This window comes from Spirosoma taeanense (genome assembly GCF_013127955.1).
GTDB lineage: Bacteria > Bacteroidota > Bacteroidia > Cytophagales > Spirosomataceae > Spirosoma > Spirosoma taeanense.
On the sequence record NZ_CP053435.1, the window covers coordinates 2,993,257 to 3,006,705 of the forward strand.

Consider the following 13,449-nt stretch of genomic DNA (forward strand, 5'->3'; position numbering starts at 1 on the left):
CTAAGGAGCCCGGCTGCGTCAAATGCAGCCGGTTCGGCAAAAAGCTGGGGCGACAGCTAATTATAAATCATCACCGGCATCAACCTGCTAAATAATCCGGCCTAACTGGTTTGGCAGCGCCGACTAGTAATTTCTTCGTGGCTGCCGAAAAATTTTTAAGTTTGTTTGCGGCAGCGCCTATTTACAGGCTATTCTACGGAAGATTTCACATGACGTTCAGCGAAACAAAACTCAGGCTATTTGGCCCCCTGGTGCTGTTTCTGGTAGGAACCACGTTCTTCCGGCTGGACTGGTATTTTGATTTACCCTGGATAAGCATCCTTAAATCGGACCTGATTGGCCTGACTGCCGGGTATATCTTCTGGGAGCTGTCGCGCTGGCTTGTCAGGCGGCTGCAACGACGGTATCCCGGTTTGCTGAATACCCGGGTTCGCATCCGGTGGCTGCTGGTGGCCCTCCCCTTTCTGGTCAATCTTTCCTGGTTTGTGCGGCTACTGTTTCGAATAGCCGCGGGAGAGTCGGAGTTTGGCCGTTTCAAGCTTTCCGATTATACCTATTCAATTGGTATTCAGTTATTCTACCACCTGGTTTACTTCGTCATTTACGAAGGGCTTTACAGTATGCAGCAGTGGAAAGAAACCTACGCGCAGAAGGAAGCTTTAAAAAAAGCCGCGCTGCAAACTCAGCTCGACTCGCTCAAGAACCAGATCAACCCGCATTTTCTGTTCAACAGTCTGAATATTCTCACGGCGCTCATCAGCGAAAACCCGCGCCAGGCCGAAACCTTTGTGGATGAGATCAGCAGTGTTTACCGCTATTTATTACGCAGTAACCAGCAGGAAATGACCACCCTGCGCGACGAGCTGACGTTTGCAGAATCGTATTTTCACCTGATGAAAACCCGTTATGGTAGCGGCATTGAACTGCAGAACGACGTGCCCGCAAGTTATCTGGATTATCAGTTACCCCCGCTTACGCTCCAGGTGCTGATCGAAAACGCCGTGAAGCACAACATCGTGTTGCCGGAGCAGCCCCTGCGGATTCTGCTGCGGGTGGATAACGAGCGGCTGGTTGTGCAGAACAACCTCCAGCGTAAACAAACAAAGGTTGCCTCCAATCAGGTCGGGCTGGCGAATATTGCGGCCAAGTATAACCTGATTGGGCGGCAGACGATTGGCATCCGCGAAACCGATGATTCGTTCGTGGTTAGCCTGCCCCTCCTGACAGCCAGCCACCTGATTGTAACCGAATGAACGATGATCAACGTGTCTAACGATACTGCCCTGCGCATCATCGGCCCCTTCGTTCTGTATGCATTCGTTGGGTTCTTTTTCCGGCTCGACTGGTATTTTATTCTCCCGCTGAAAACGCTCATCCAGAACGATCTGATTGCCTTTACGGCCGGAATGGTCTGCTGGCAGATTGCCCGCTGGGTGGTGCTCCGGATTCAGCGGCACCTTCCCGGCCTGTCCAACACGCCGAAGCGATTGCTCGTGCTACTGCTTCTGCTACCCATCCTGGCCAATTTTGCCTGGCTGCTGCGGCATTCGGCCCGTTTCCTGATCGACGGACAGTTTCTGTACTTCCGGACCGCCGTCGAACTCAGCCGCACGCTGGGTATCCAGCTTTTCTATCATTTCGTATATTACGTCATCTACGAAGGTGGGTATATTCTGCGGGAGTGGCAGCGGGCTTACGTAGAGCGGGAAGAACTCGAAAAAAGTAACCTCCAAACTCAGCTCTCATCGCTGCAGCATCAGGTTAACCCGCATTTTCTGTTCAATAGCCTCAATTCAGTGTCGGCCCTGATTGGCGAAAATCCACAGCAGGCTGAGGAATTTGTCGAGGAGTTGAGCTCGGTTTATCGCTACCTGCTGCGGGCAAACGAGGAAAACCTGACGTCGCTCGCGACGGAACTGGAATTCATCCGGTCCTACTGCCATCTGTTACAGACCCGGCACGGCGACTCGCTTCAACTGGTCATGAATGTAGCGCCCCACTACCAGCAGTATCAACTGCCTCCGCTGACGTTACAGCTTCTGGTTGAGAATGCCGTCAAACACAATGTCATCCTGCCCGACAAGCCCCTGTTCATCCACATTACGACAACTGATACTGCCGATCTGGTTGTCAGCAACAACCTCCAGCGCCGGACGGTACGGGTTCAGTCCAACGGGCTGGGCTTAAACAATATTCTGACAAAATACCGGGTGATGGGCCATAACGAACCCACTGTGCAGGAGCAGGCCGGGCAGTTTGTGGTGACACTTCCGCTGATGGTTGAATAAGCCGCTCAACCAATTCGGTAGAATCGCGTAGCTAAGCAGCTTTTAGATGCATGAATACTCGCGCTGCTTTTTCCGCTCTCCTCTGCCTGTGGCTGCCCCTCGCCACCCTGGCCCAGCCCAACGCCAGCCGTCCCGACCTGCGGCAGGGCGCTTACTTTTCGGAAGCCGAAGGTGCCCAGCGCCTGGCTGAAACCGCCCAAACCTACACGAACCGCGCGGACTGGGAAAAACGAGCCGCCCTGATCCGGCAGGGCATCCGCGAGGGCATGGAACTCCCCGACCGGCCCGACTTCGCCCCGCTGAAACCCATCCGGCACAGCCTGCGCAAGCTCGACGGCTATACGGTCGAGAATGTGGCGTTTGAGAGTCTGCCGGGCGTTTACGTCACGGGGAACCTATACAGTCCGCTGAGCATGACCGGCAAGCGACCGGTTATCCTTTGTCCCCACGGTCACTCAGCAACGCTGGAAGGCCGGACGCTGGAACAGGCCCAGCAGCGCTGCGCCACGCTGGCCCGCATGGGGGCCATGGTGTTCGCCTACGACATGCCCGGTTATGGCGACTCGAAGCAGTGCGACCATAAACTCGCCAAAGCCCTTAAGCTTCAGACGCTCAACAGTATGCGGGCGCTCGATTTTCTGCTGAGCCTGCCCCAGGCCGATGCCAGCCGCGTCGGCGTAACGGGCGAGTCGGGCGGAGGAACGCAGACGTTTCTGCTGACGGCCCTCGATCCCCGCGTAACGGTAGCCGTACCGACCGTTATGGTATCGGCGCACTTTTTCGGCGGCTGCACCTGCGAAAGCGGCATGCCGATCCACAAACGCCCCACGCATGAAACCAATAACGCCGAGATAGCCGCCCTGGCCGCACCCCGGCCGCTCCTGCTGATTTCCGACGGAAAGGACTGGACAAAAAACACGCCAAGCGTCGAGTTTCCATTTGTGCAGCGGGTGTATGGGTTCTACGGAGCCGAAAATAAGGTCCAGAACGTCCATCTGCCCGCCGAAGGCCACGACTACGGCCCCAGCAAACGGGCGGCTGCCTATCGGTTTCTGGCTAATCACCTGAAGCTGGATGTGAGCCGGGCCTTCGTAAACGATCAGCCCGACGAGAGCCGCAATACCATCCTGGAACCAGCAGCCCTGCGGGTTTTCACGACCGACCGGCCCCGGCCTGCCAACGCCGTCATGGGCGATGACAACGTCATGGCGCTGCTCAACTAAGAGTTGAACCTAACCTCCTTTCGAGACTGCCTGCTTAAATTTTGATCTGTTTTCGGGAAAGCCTGCGCTGGGCCGCGTTATATCTTTGTGCCGACAGTTACCGGCCAACTGACGTTTGAATTCATATCCCTGTGCCCTATAGCGAACCCCAACTCCGAACCGTCCACGTGATGCGTTACGTCACCCCGTTGCGCGAAGGCGGTTCTCTACCGGCGATTGTGGAGGCCGACGACGAGTTTTTATACGTGTTGAAGTTTCGCGGTGCCGGGCAGGGCGTAAAGGCCCTAATCGCCGAACTGATTGCCGGAGAGATTGCCCGGACGCTCGGTTTGCGCGTGCCCGAAATTGTTTTCGCCACCCTTGACTCCGCCTTTGGCCGCTCTGAACCGGACGAAGAAATTCAGGATCTGCTCCGAACCAGCGAAGGACTAAACCTGGGGCTGCACTATCTGTCCGGTGCGATTACGTTCGATGCGCTGATAAACCCCGTCGATGCCCGGCTGGCTTCGCAGATTGTGTGGCTGGACTGCTTCGTCACGAACGTGGACCGTACCCCGCGCAACACGAACATGCTTATCTGGCATAAGGAACTGTGGCTAATTGATCACGGCGCATCGCTTTATTTTCATCATTCGGGTCAGAACTGGGAAGAGCAGGCCCGGCGGCCGTTTGGTCCGATTAAAGACCATGTTTTGCTACCCAGGGCCACTGAACTCGAAGCCGTCGATGCCGAATTCCGCCAGATTCTCACCCCCGAACGTATTGCGGCCATTGTCGCACTGATTCCCGACGAGTGGCTGGCGGATGAGTCGTTCGCCGAATCGCCCAGTGAACAGCGCCAGATTTATCGTCAATTTTTAGAGACTCGGCTCGCCACGTCCGAGCTTTTTGTGAAGGAAGCGCAGTATGCCAGAAAAGCACTTGTTTGAGTACGCCGTCATTCGCGTCGTGCCCCGCGTAGAACGGGAAGAATTTCTCAATGTCGGCGTGATTCTGTATTGCCCCGCGCAAGGCTTCCTGAAAACCCTTTACGAGCTACCCGAAGAACGACTGCGTGCTTTCTACGCACCGATCAACCTGCCGGAACTGGAGGAGCGCCTTGGCGCGTTCAGGCGCATCTGCGCGGGCCGGGCCGAAGGTGGCGTCATCGGCCAGTTGCCGATAGCCGCGCGATTTCGCTGGCTTACGGCCGCCCGCAGCACCATTGTCCAAACTTCAGCCATACACCCCGGCCTCTGTACGGATGCGGGCGAAACCCTCAGCCGCCTGTTTGCCCAACTGGTTCAGTAATTCGAACCCGTCTCCGGCCTTTTGTCCGTATTTCCAATCCCCGGCATCAGGAGAGTTCATTGGTAAGGTTTACCACCCTACAGGCCGGCCATGTCTCTTATAAAATTCGGGAACGTATAGCAGTAATTGGCAATACGAACAGACTTTACTATAGCGGGAGCTACTAACCCGGTATTGGTTCGTAGAAACCCTTACTTAACGAGAACGACCTGGCTATGACCCACGGGTCGATACCGGGGACGGTTATCGTTTATTAAGACTGTTAAATTAGGCCTCATGTTTAAGCCCGTTTATTCTATTTGCCTGTTAGTCTGCCTGCTCGGTGCAGCCATTTCGGGTTTGCTCAGTTTTAAAGCCAGCCCCGGCCTTACCCTGGGCGAAGGTTCCTCTCCCGCCCGCACACCCGCCGAAGAATTAGCTACGTTTCAGATTGAGCCGGGCCTGAAGGTGCAGCTCGTTGCGGCCGAGCCGATGGTTCAGGACCCGGTTGTCATGACCTTCGATGAAAACGGCCGGCTCTGGGTAGTCGAGATGCGCGGTTTTATGCCCACTGTCAATGGCGAGGGTGAGGACAAGCCCGTCGGTCGGGTATCGGTGCTGGAAGATAAAAACGGCGATGGGCAGATGGACGTCAGCACCGTCTATCTCGACAGTCTGGTCATGCCCCGGGCCATTGCCCTGATTCCGGGTGGCGCGCTGGTCGTTGAAAACGGCGCGCTATGGGAGACCAAAGACAAGAACGGCGACCTCAAAGCTGATAGCAAAACGCTGATTGATAAGGATTACGCCGGCAGCGGCCTACCCGAACATTCCGGCAATGGCCTCTGGCGCAGTATGGACAACTGGTACTATAACGCCAAGTCCCGGTTTCGGTATCGCCTGGTCGATGGTGGCTGGCAGCGCGACTCGACCGAGTTTCGGGGGCAGTGGGGCATCAGTCACGACGACGAAGGCCGGCTGTACTACAACTACAACTGGTCGCAGCTCCACGCCGACCTGGTTCCGCCCAATTACCTGTCGCGCAATAAAAATCACAAGCCCACCACGGGCATTGACCATGGCCTGACCGTAGACCGGCGCGTTTATCCCATCCGGCCCAATCCGGCCGTCAACCGGGGCTACATACCGGGCACGCTGGATAAAGAAGGGCATCTGCAGGAATTTACGGCCGCCTGCTCTCCGCTTTTCTACCGGGGAAGAGCCCTGCCTGCCGCTTATTATGGCAACGCTTTCGTCTGCGAACCCGCCGGGAACCTGGTTAAACGGAATGTGGTCGCCGATCAGGGGCTGATGCTGACGGCTGCCGACCCGCATCCGGGCAAGGAATTTTTTGCTTCAACGGACGAGCGCTTCCGGCCCGTGCATCTGGCTACGGGCCCCGACGGAGCGCTTTACGTCGCCGATATGTACCGGGGGCTGATTCAGCACGCGGCTTACGTAACGCCTTACCTGAAAGACCAGACCATCAAGCGTGACCTCGTCATGCCAATTAACCGGGGCCGTATCTGGCGGATTGTGCCCGAAAACTGGAAACCGACGAAAGTTCGGAAACTGTCCAATGCCTCGTCGGCCGATCTGGTTGGCTACCTGTCCAACGCCGACGGCTGGTACCGGGATATGGCGCAAAAGCTGCTGGTTGAGCGTAACGATAAATCCGTCGCCAAGGCGCTGACCAATCTGGCCGTAAAAGGCGACAACCCGCTAGGCCGGTTTCAGGCGCTGTGGACGCTGGATGGCCTGAAGCTGAGCAACCCTGATATGCTGCTGCCACTGGTATCGGACGCGAATCCGCTCGTTCGCACCACTGCCCTGCGGTTACTGGAACCCATTGTCCGAACCGACAAAGCCAGTCGGGCCAAACTGGAACAGAGCCTGCTTAACGACTGGGAGAAAGCGCCCATTGAACAGGTTCTACAGATTGCCCTCACGGCGCAGGCTCTTGACCAAACCGCTTCCCATCAGTTGCTGGCGGGTATTGCCGAACGCCACGGCGACTCTCCGCTCATCCGCGATGCGGTCATGAGCAGCCTGCAGGATCAGGAGTTTGCTTTTTTGCAGAATCTGCTCAAATCACCCCGCTGGCAGGCGCAGGTGCCAGCCAAAGAAATTTTCCTGGAAATGCTCACCACCTCTATTGTCCGGAAGCGGGACCCCGCCGAACTAACGGCTCTCCTGACGCTGCTGGACAATAAGAAAGAAGCGCTGGGCTGGCAGGAAAAGACAATCCTCACCGGCATGGCGATTCAGGGACAAACCGGCAAGCTGAAGCCGATCAAGCTTTCGGCCGCCCCCGGCATCCTGACCCAGGCAAACCCGAACATTATCCCGGCGCGGCAACAGGCTCTGGCGTCTTTGTTTGAATGGCCGGGCCATACGGTTGACCAGCAGGCCAGCACCCAGCAGAAAGTTCTGCTGAACGAAGAAGAACAAAAGCTGTTCGCCATCGGGCGGCAGCAGTATCTCTCTACCTGCTCCGGCTGCCATGGAACTGACGGAGCCGGCCTGAATCGGTTTGCGCCCCCGCTGATCGGGTCCGACTGGGTACTGGGCGACGAGAAGCGGCTGGCCCTGATCGTTCTGCACGGTATGGAAGGCCCCGTTGATGTGGCCGGCAAAACCTATAACGCACCCGATATTCTGCCGGTCATGCCTGCCCACTCGACGATGGACGATGGGGCTATCACCGCCATTCTGATGTATATCCGGAACGAGTGGGGCAACAATGCAGGTCCGATTGGCAGACGTACCGTTGGCATGACCCGGGTTACGTCGCAGGGACGGGTTGTCCCCTGGACGGCCAAAGAACTGAACAAGTATATCCTGGAAGCCAAAGCAACAACCGGGAAATAATTATTCCTAAACCCTTAACGAATCCAATGGACGGTAACCAACATCAAACGCAGGCAGACGCAGCGCCGATGCAGATGGACAGACGAGGCTTTTTACAGAAAACAGCCATCGGTGCCATAGCCTTATCGTTCCCCTCGCTTCCTAACTTCCTGAAGGAAACGCCGATGGGCGTGGTGGTTCACTCCTACGGGAGCCGCTGGAATTCAAAGGCCGACAGCAAACAATATCCCGGCTTTGCCAATGCCATCGACCTGATCAACCATTGCCAGCAGATTGGTGCGGGGGGCGTGCAGGCCGTCGTCGGCGGCTGGACAACCGACTTCGCCAAAAAAGTCCGGGATGCGCGGGAAAAAGCGGGGCTGTATCTGGAAGGCTCCATCGGTATACCCAAAAACGCCGGTGATGTAGCCCGTTTTGAGCAGGAAGTACGTAACGCGAAGGAAGCCGGTGCGCAGGTGCTCAGGACGGTCTGCTCGGCCGGGCGTCGCTACGAAACCTACCACTCGGCTGAAGCCTTTCAGGAACTGAAGAAAAACGCGATGACCTCGCTGCAACTGGCCGAACCCGTTCTGCGTAAGCATAAAGTCAAGCTGGCGGTAGAGAACCACAAAGACTGGCGGGCCACCGAACTGGCCGCTATGCTGAAACAAATTAACAGCGAATGGATCGGTGCCACGCTGGACTTTGGCAACAGCATTTCGCTGCTGGAAGACCCAATGGAAGTTGTTCAGACGCTGGTGCCGTACGTCTTTTCGACTCACGCCAAAGACATGGCCGTTGAAGAGTATCCCGACGGCTTCCTACTGTCCGAAGTCCCGCTGGGTCAGGGCATTCTGGACCTGCCAAAGATTATTGCTCTCTGCAAGCAGCATAACCCGGCCGTTACGTTTAACCTGGAAATGATTACCCGCGATCCGCTGGAAATCCCCTGCCTGAAGACAGATTACTGGGCCACGTTTCAGGACGTCTCCGGTAAGGAACTGGCCCGCACGCTGCGCATGGTCAGGCAGCACAAACCCGCTACACCCCTTCCGCGCGTATCGCAGTTAAACGCCGAAGAACGGCTGGCGGCCGAAGAGCAGAACATTCTTTCCTGCCTTGCCTACAGCAAGGACAAATTAACCCTTAAATAACAAGCGTCAGTCGAAAACCCCTCATGAGTCAGGAAACACTTCCCGGAATTAAACAATTCGACCTTAGCGGCAAATCAGCCATTATTACAGGCGGGTCAAAAGGTCTTGGTTTAGCGATGGCGGCCGGGCTGGCTTCGGCCGGTGCGAACGTAATGCTGGTTAATCGAAATGCCGAAGAAGGCGCTCAGGCCGCCCAGGAGCTGAGTCAGGAATACAACGTAAAGGCTCTTTCCTTCGCGGCTGACATTACCGATCAGGCACAGACCGAAGCCATGGCGAAAGCAGCCATGGACGCGTTCGGGCAGATTGACATTCTGATCAACAGCGCCGGCATTAACATCCGGGGCGCCATTAATGAGGTTAGCCCGGACGATTTCCGGAAGGTTCTGGCCGTGAACGTAGAAGGAACCTGGCTGTGTTGCCGGGCTGTAACCCCCCACATGAAAGCCGCCGGACGGGGGAGCATCATCAACCTGGCCAGTACGCTCGGGCTGGTTGGTCTGGCCAACCGCACGCCGTACACCGCCAGCAAGGGCGCCGTTGTTCAGATGACCCGTGCGCTGGCGCTGGAACTGGCTCCGTTCCACATCAACGTGAACGCCATTTGCCCCGGCCCGTTCCTGACCGAGATGAACGCCCCCATCGCCGACAGCGAAGAATCGAAAAAATTCATTGTGGGTGCAACCGCCCTTGGGCGCTGGGGGGAACTGCGGGAAATTCAGGGGGCCGCTATTTTCCTGGCCAGCGAAGCCGCCACCTACATGGTTGGCTCAATGCTGACTGTGGATGGTGGCTGGACCGCAAAATAATCCCAGCCTCTAATCGAACGACCTTTCCTAAACCTTTACCGTATGGAACCAGTAAATCGCGGAGACAAGAAAACTCGGGTACGCTACGGGATGCTGGCGCTCGTGTTCATCAACGTAGTGATCAACTACCTCGACCGCAGCAATATTTCGGTAGCTGCGGCTACTTTCAGCAAAGACCTGCACTTGTCATCGGTTCAGCTGGGGCTTATTTTCTCCGCGTTTGGCTGGACGTATGCGTTTCTGCAGATTCCCGGCGGTCTGATTGCCGACCGCTTTGGTCCGCGCATACTCTATGCTTTCTGTTTAATTACCTGGTCACTGGCCACGCTGTTTCAGGGCTTTGCCCGGGGATTTGCCAGCCTGTTCGCGCTGCGTCTGGCTACGGGGGCTTTTGAAGCGCCCTCCTACCCGATCAACAACCGCATCGTAACGAGCTGGTTTCCCGACCATGAGCGGGCGTCGGCCATTGCGCTGTACGTATCGGGGCAGTTCATTGGGCTGGCCTTCCTGACCCCTGTTCTCGTTACAATTCAGTTCTACGCCGGCTGGAAAGGACTGTTTATCACCACCGGCCTGGTCGGTCTGGTCTGGGGCGTAATCTGGTATTTGTTTTACCGCGACCCGCTCGATCATCCGCGTGTCAATCAGGCCGAACTAGAGTATATTGAACAGGGGGGCGGCCTGGTCCGCAAGAAAACCGCCACCAGTCATACCTCCGTATGGAGCTGGGGTAATTTCAAACAGGTGTTTTCCAGCCGCACGCTCTGGGGCGTGTACATCGGGCAGTTTGCGGTCAACGCTACGCTCTGGTTTTTCCTGACCTGGTTTCCGACCTATCTGGTGCAGTACCGGGGGCTGGACTTCATCAAATCCGGCTACCTGGCTTCCGTACCCTTTCTGGCGGCCTGCGCCGGTCTGCTGCTGTCCGGCTTTTTATCCGACAATCTGGTGAAGAAAGGCCGGTCGGTTGGTATGGCCCGCAAAACGCCTATCATTATTGGTCTGCTGCTGTCGGTAAGCATCATTGGCGCCAACTACAGCAATGATACCACCATGATTATCTTCTTCATGGCCCTCGCCTTCTTCGGGTCTGGTATGGCCTTGATTTCGTGGGTATTTGTTTCCATTCTGTCGCCCAAGCACTTGATTGGCCTTACGGGTGGCGTCTTCAATTTTATGGGCAACCTGGCCTCCATTGTGGTGCCAATCGTAATCGGTTATCTGGCACGCGGGGGCGATTTCAAACCAGCGCTCATATTTATCGGTGCCCTCGGCCTGATCGGTGCCTGCTCGTATATTTTCCTGGTTGGTAAGATTGAGCGCGCACCCGTACCCGATAACGAGCAGGAACGTGCGCTGCTCTCGGCTAACGAATAAGCTCCGGAGCCATCAGTACGTAGCGCGCCCACCCGACAGATCGAACACAAAACCGGTCGTGAAGCTGGCTTCGGCCGAGACGATCCAGGCTGCCATCGCGGCCACTTCGTTGACGGTACCCAGGCGTTTCATGGGGATTTTGGCGGTCATATAAGCCAGTTGCTCGGGCGCGGTATTCTCGTTCATGGCCGTTTTGATCACCGCCGGAGCCAGTCCGTTTACCGTAATGCCGGTTTCGGCGTATTCTTTGCCGATACCTTTAACCAGCCCGATCACCCCGGCTTTCATCGACGAATAACCCGCCATGAACGGGTTGCCTTCCTTACCGGCAATCGACGCCAGCAGCAGGATTCGGCCGTAGTTATTTCGTTCCATGACGTCTACCGCGTACTTGGTCATCAGAAACGATCCCCGCAGATTAATGGCATACACCCGGTCGTACTCTTCGACACTGTAGTCGGTGATCCGGGTACTGGACGGCCCCACGATACCCGCTGCGTTGACCATAATATCCAGCCGGCCAAACGTTTCGGCTACGTTTTCGACGGCCTCTCTCACGGGTCTTTCCTGCGCAATGTCGACAACCTGACCCGTTACGGTATGGCCCTGCGCGTTAAACTCAGCCACCGTCTGCTGGAGCAGGTTCTCATTGATGTCAAATAAAACGACGGTGGCGCCTTCGGCAGCCAGCCGTTTGGCGACGCCTTTGCCGATGCCATCTGCACCACCCGTAATAATGGCTACCTGATTCTGAAACCGGTCAGTCATGAACGCTAAAAATCGAATAGGATATTGAATTTATGATTCCCCCGAACGCGAAGATAATGGGCAGGCTTAAAGTCTGGCTACTCTTCGCCGAATCCCTTTCAATTCGGCGAAGAGTGTAGTCGCAATCCTCCTGAAACACTAGACCCGCATTCACCCACAGCCGACTGAACTTCGGTTTGTTTTCGGGACTGATACAAAGACTGACAATTTTCCCGGCGGAGTGGGCACGGCCAGTGGATTCGGCCCACCTGTCCGGATGCTGACCAGAGGTGTTTAATTCGTTGGTTAACCCCTACACGCATCGCCGTTGGCCCGGACCTGGACGACCGTGATGGCATTAACCCCCAGCGAGCTGGTCTGCCAGACGTTGCAGGTGAAGTGCTGAATCTGGCGGACGGGGATTGAGCCGGTAGAGGTCGTTCTTCGTAGCCAGCCAGAAAAGTTTATCGGGCCTCCAACCATGTCGACGCCGGTGTCTTTTGCTTAAAGACTGGTTCCGCTGCCCCAAACGCCAAGCCCATCAGCCAGATACTGAGCAGGTTGCTGAACCTGAAGCGAATAAAGATGACATTGGCTCAATTTATTGAGGTTAACTGTACAAAAAATATAAATTGCTATAAAAATGAGAGAATCCTGTCCGAAACAGTGTGATTTCAATCAATTTCTGCCTTTCGGATCAAAGAATTTTGCGCTGTAAATAAAGTGTGTAGATAGCCGGTTCCGGCGCTGTTCTAGAATAAAGGTCTGATAGTTACGCTTGAATAATGCTTCAGGATTCGAAGCTTACCTGAATTGCCCGGGATAGATTACGTACTCAACCTGATCCGGTTAGTTTCCCTACTATTTTAATGACAACTGCTTACCAGACACTCTTTCTGCTACGTAAACGTTTACTCGAATCAGCGTATGATTCATTTTGATACCTACGTTAAACACACCCCAAAAGGATTAGGTCTGTTCGCCAAACGACGGCTGGAACGAGGAACGATTCTCTGGATAATCGACGACCTTGACGTTAAAATCCCGCTCGTCGATTATTTGTCAATGGACGAATTCCAGCGCCGGAAACTTGACATTTATAGCTACCTGGATTACGAGAACCGGGTGATTATTCCCTGGGACGAAGGCAAATACGTTAATCATTCCTGCGCGCCGAACTCAACGGGAATTCTGGATTTTGATAACATCAGTGTTGCTTTACGGACCATTGAGCCTGACGAAGAGATTGTTGAGGATTATTACAGTTATTACGGCCATTTCGAAACGTTCCAGTGCCGCTGTGGAGCCTCCAATTGCCGGGGTATCATTTCCCAGGTAGATTCCTACCGTCCTGATCTACGGATGCGCCTACAGGACGTCAGCTCGTTGCTACTGAGCCTGCCCCAATCCCTGCTCAACGTCCGATCATCGGAAAGCGATAAGTTCGTTCAACGGCTTCATGCCTATGCTCCTATTCACTGACCGGCTTCAACCGTCGCCCAGATTAGCAGCGGCAGCTTCCTCGGCGAGATGAGCCGGCTGATGGGTCAGGTCCCCAGCGCTACGGTGCAGGTTGAGCGGGTTGTTACGCTGGCGAGCTGGCCTAACAACACAGTCGGTCAGGCGATACGATTTTTCTGAACTGTGGGTACCCAGTTGGGAAACACCCTGTTTCTTTACTAAAATAGATTTGGTGGATGGGCAGTCGCTAGTGTTAACAATTCAAATTCAG

Annotated in this window: 11 protein-coding genes; 10 read left to right on the plus strand and 1 reads right to left on the minus strand. The window is 55.5% G+C overall.

Features of this window, described 5'->3' with window-relative positions; translation table 11 throughout:
- Positions 1-209: 209 nt before the first annotated feature.
- The 9 genes from HNV11_RS12625 (at position 210) to HNV11_RS12665 (ending at position 10,970) form a co-directional block, all read left to right on the plus strand.
- Positions 210-1,253: a sensor histidine kinase gene (locus HNV11_RS12625; protein ID WP_171740006.1), complete on the plus strand. Its 1,044-nt coding sequence runs from the start codon at positions 210-212 to the stop codon at positions 1,251-1,253.
- 3 nt (positions 1,254-1,256) lie between these two features.
- Complete coding sequence (locus HNV11_RS12630; RefSeq protein WP_240163409.1) at positions 1,257-2,288, plus strand: sensor histidine kinase; 1,032 nt, start codon at positions 1,257-1,259, stop codon at positions 2,286-2,288.
- Between the two features lie 50 nt (positions 2,289-2,338).
- Positions 2,339-3,511: an alpha/beta hydrolase family protein gene (locus tag HNV11_RS12635; RefSeq protein WP_171740007.1), complete on the plus strand. Its 1,173-nt coding sequence runs from the start codon at positions 2,339-2,341 to the stop codon at positions 3,509-3,511.
- Between the two features lie 170 nt (positions 3,512-3,681).
- The gene (locus HNV11_RS12640) at positions 3,682-4,440 is read left to right on the plus strand and encodes a HipA family kinase (protein WP_171740008.1); all 759 of its coding nucleotides are present in this window, start codon (positions 3,682-3,684) and stop codon (positions 4,438-4,440) included.
- A complete protein-coding gene (locus HNV11_RS12645) occupies positions 4,418-4,801 on the plus strand; it encodes a DUF3037 domain-containing protein (protein WP_171740009.1) in 384 nt (127 codons plus the stop codon). Before HNV11_RS12640 ends, HNV11_RS12645 begins: the two co-directional genes overlap by 23 nt.
- A gap of 276 nt (positions 4,802-5,077) precedes the next feature.
- On the plus strand, positions 5,078-7,651 hold the full coding sequence (locus tag HNV11_RS12650; RefSeq protein WP_171740010.1) for a DUF7133 domain-containing protein: 2,574 nt from the start codon (positions 5,078-5,080) through the stop codon (positions 7,649-7,651).
- A gap of 74 nt (positions 7,652-7,725) precedes the next feature.
- The gene (locus HNV11_RS12655) at positions 7,726-8,784 is read left to right on the plus strand and encodes a sugar phosphate isomerase/epimerase family protein (protein WP_171742167.1); all 1,059 of its coding nucleotides are present in this window, start codon (positions 7,726-7,728) and stop codon (positions 8,782-8,784) included.
- Positions 8,785-8,807: 23 nt separating this feature from the next.
- Positions 8,808-9,593 carry an SDR family NAD(P)-dependent oxidoreductase gene (locus tag HNV11_RS12660; protein ID WP_171740011.1) on the plus strand — a complete coding sequence of 262 codons (786 nt, stop codon included), beginning with the start codon at positions 8,808-8,810 and terminating at the stop codon, positions 9,591-9,593.
- A 42-nt stretch (positions 9,594-9,635) separates the two neighbouring features.
- Positions 9,636-10,970: an MFS transporter gene (locus tag HNV11_RS12665; protein WP_171740012.1), complete on the plus strand. Its 1,335-nt coding sequence runs from the start codon at positions 9,636-9,638 to the stop codon at positions 10,968-10,970.
- Positions 10,971-10,982: 12 nt separating this feature from the next.
- Here HNV11_RS12665 and HNV11_RS12670 read toward each other — a convergent pair whose 3' ends face one another.
- A complete protein-coding gene (locus HNV11_RS12670; RefSeq protein ID WP_171740013.1) occupies positions 10,983-11,738 on the minus strand; it encodes an SDR family NAD(P)-dependent oxidoreductase in 756 nt (251 codons plus the stop codon).
- Between the two features lie 906 nt (positions 11,739-12,644).
- On the opposite strand from HNV11_RS12670, the gene HNV11_RS12675 reads away from it, so the two are divergent.
- Positions 12,645-13,199, plus strand: coding sequence for an SET domain-containing protein (locus HNV11_RS12675; RefSeq protein ID WP_171740014.1), 555 nt, complete (start codon positions 12,645-12,647; stop codon positions 13,197-13,199).
- Positions 13,200-13,449 lie beyond the last annotated feature (250 nt).

Excerpts from the sequence above, each read along its gene's own strand:
- HNV11_RS12660 (WP_171740011.1), top strand. The coding sequence starts at position 8,808 with ATGAGTCAGGAAACACTTCCCGGAATTAAACAATTCGACCTTAGCGGC.
- HNV11_RS12665 (WP_171740012.1), top strand. The coding sequence starts at position 9,636 with ATGGAACCAGTAAATCGCGGAGACAAGAAAACTCGGGTACGCTACGGG.
- HNV11_RS12670 (WP_171740013.1), bottom strand. The coding sequence starts at position 11,738 with ATGACTGACCGGTTTCAGAATCAGGTAGCCATTATTACGGGTGGTGCA.
- HNV11_RS12635 (WP_171740007.1), top strand. The coding sequence starts at position 2,339 with ATGAATACTCGCGCTGCTTTTTCCGCTCTCCTCTGCCTGTGGCTGCCC.
- HNV11_RS12655 (WP_171742167.1), top strand. The coding sequence starts at position 7,726 with ATGGACAGACGAGGCTTTTTACAGAAAACAGCCATCGGTGCCATAGCC.
- HNV11_RS12650 (WP_171740010.1), top strand. The coding sequence starts at position 5,078 with ATGTTTAAGCCCGTTTATTCTATTTGCCTGTTAGTCTGCCTGCTCGGT.
- HNV11_RS12640 (WP_171740008.1), top strand. The coding sequence starts at position 3,682 with ATGCGTTACGTCACCCCGTTGCGCGAAGGCGGTTCTCTACCGGCGATT.
- HNV11_RS12625 (WP_171740006.1), top strand. The coding sequence starts at position 210 with ATGACGTTCAGCGAAACAAAACTCAGGCTATTTGGCCCCCTGGTGCTG.
- HNV11_RS12675 (WP_171740014.1), top strand. The coding sequence starts at position 12,645 with ATGATTCATTTTGATACCTACGTTAAACACACCCCAAAAGGATTAGGT.
- HNV11_RS12630 (WP_240163409.1), top strand. The coding sequence starts at position 1,257 with ATGATCAACGTGTCTAACGATACTGCCCTGCGCATCATCGGCCCCTTC.
- HNV11_RS12645 (WP_171740009.1), top strand. The coding sequence starts at position 4,418 with ATGCCAGAAAAGCACTTGTTTGAGTACGCCGTCATTCGCGTCGTGCCC.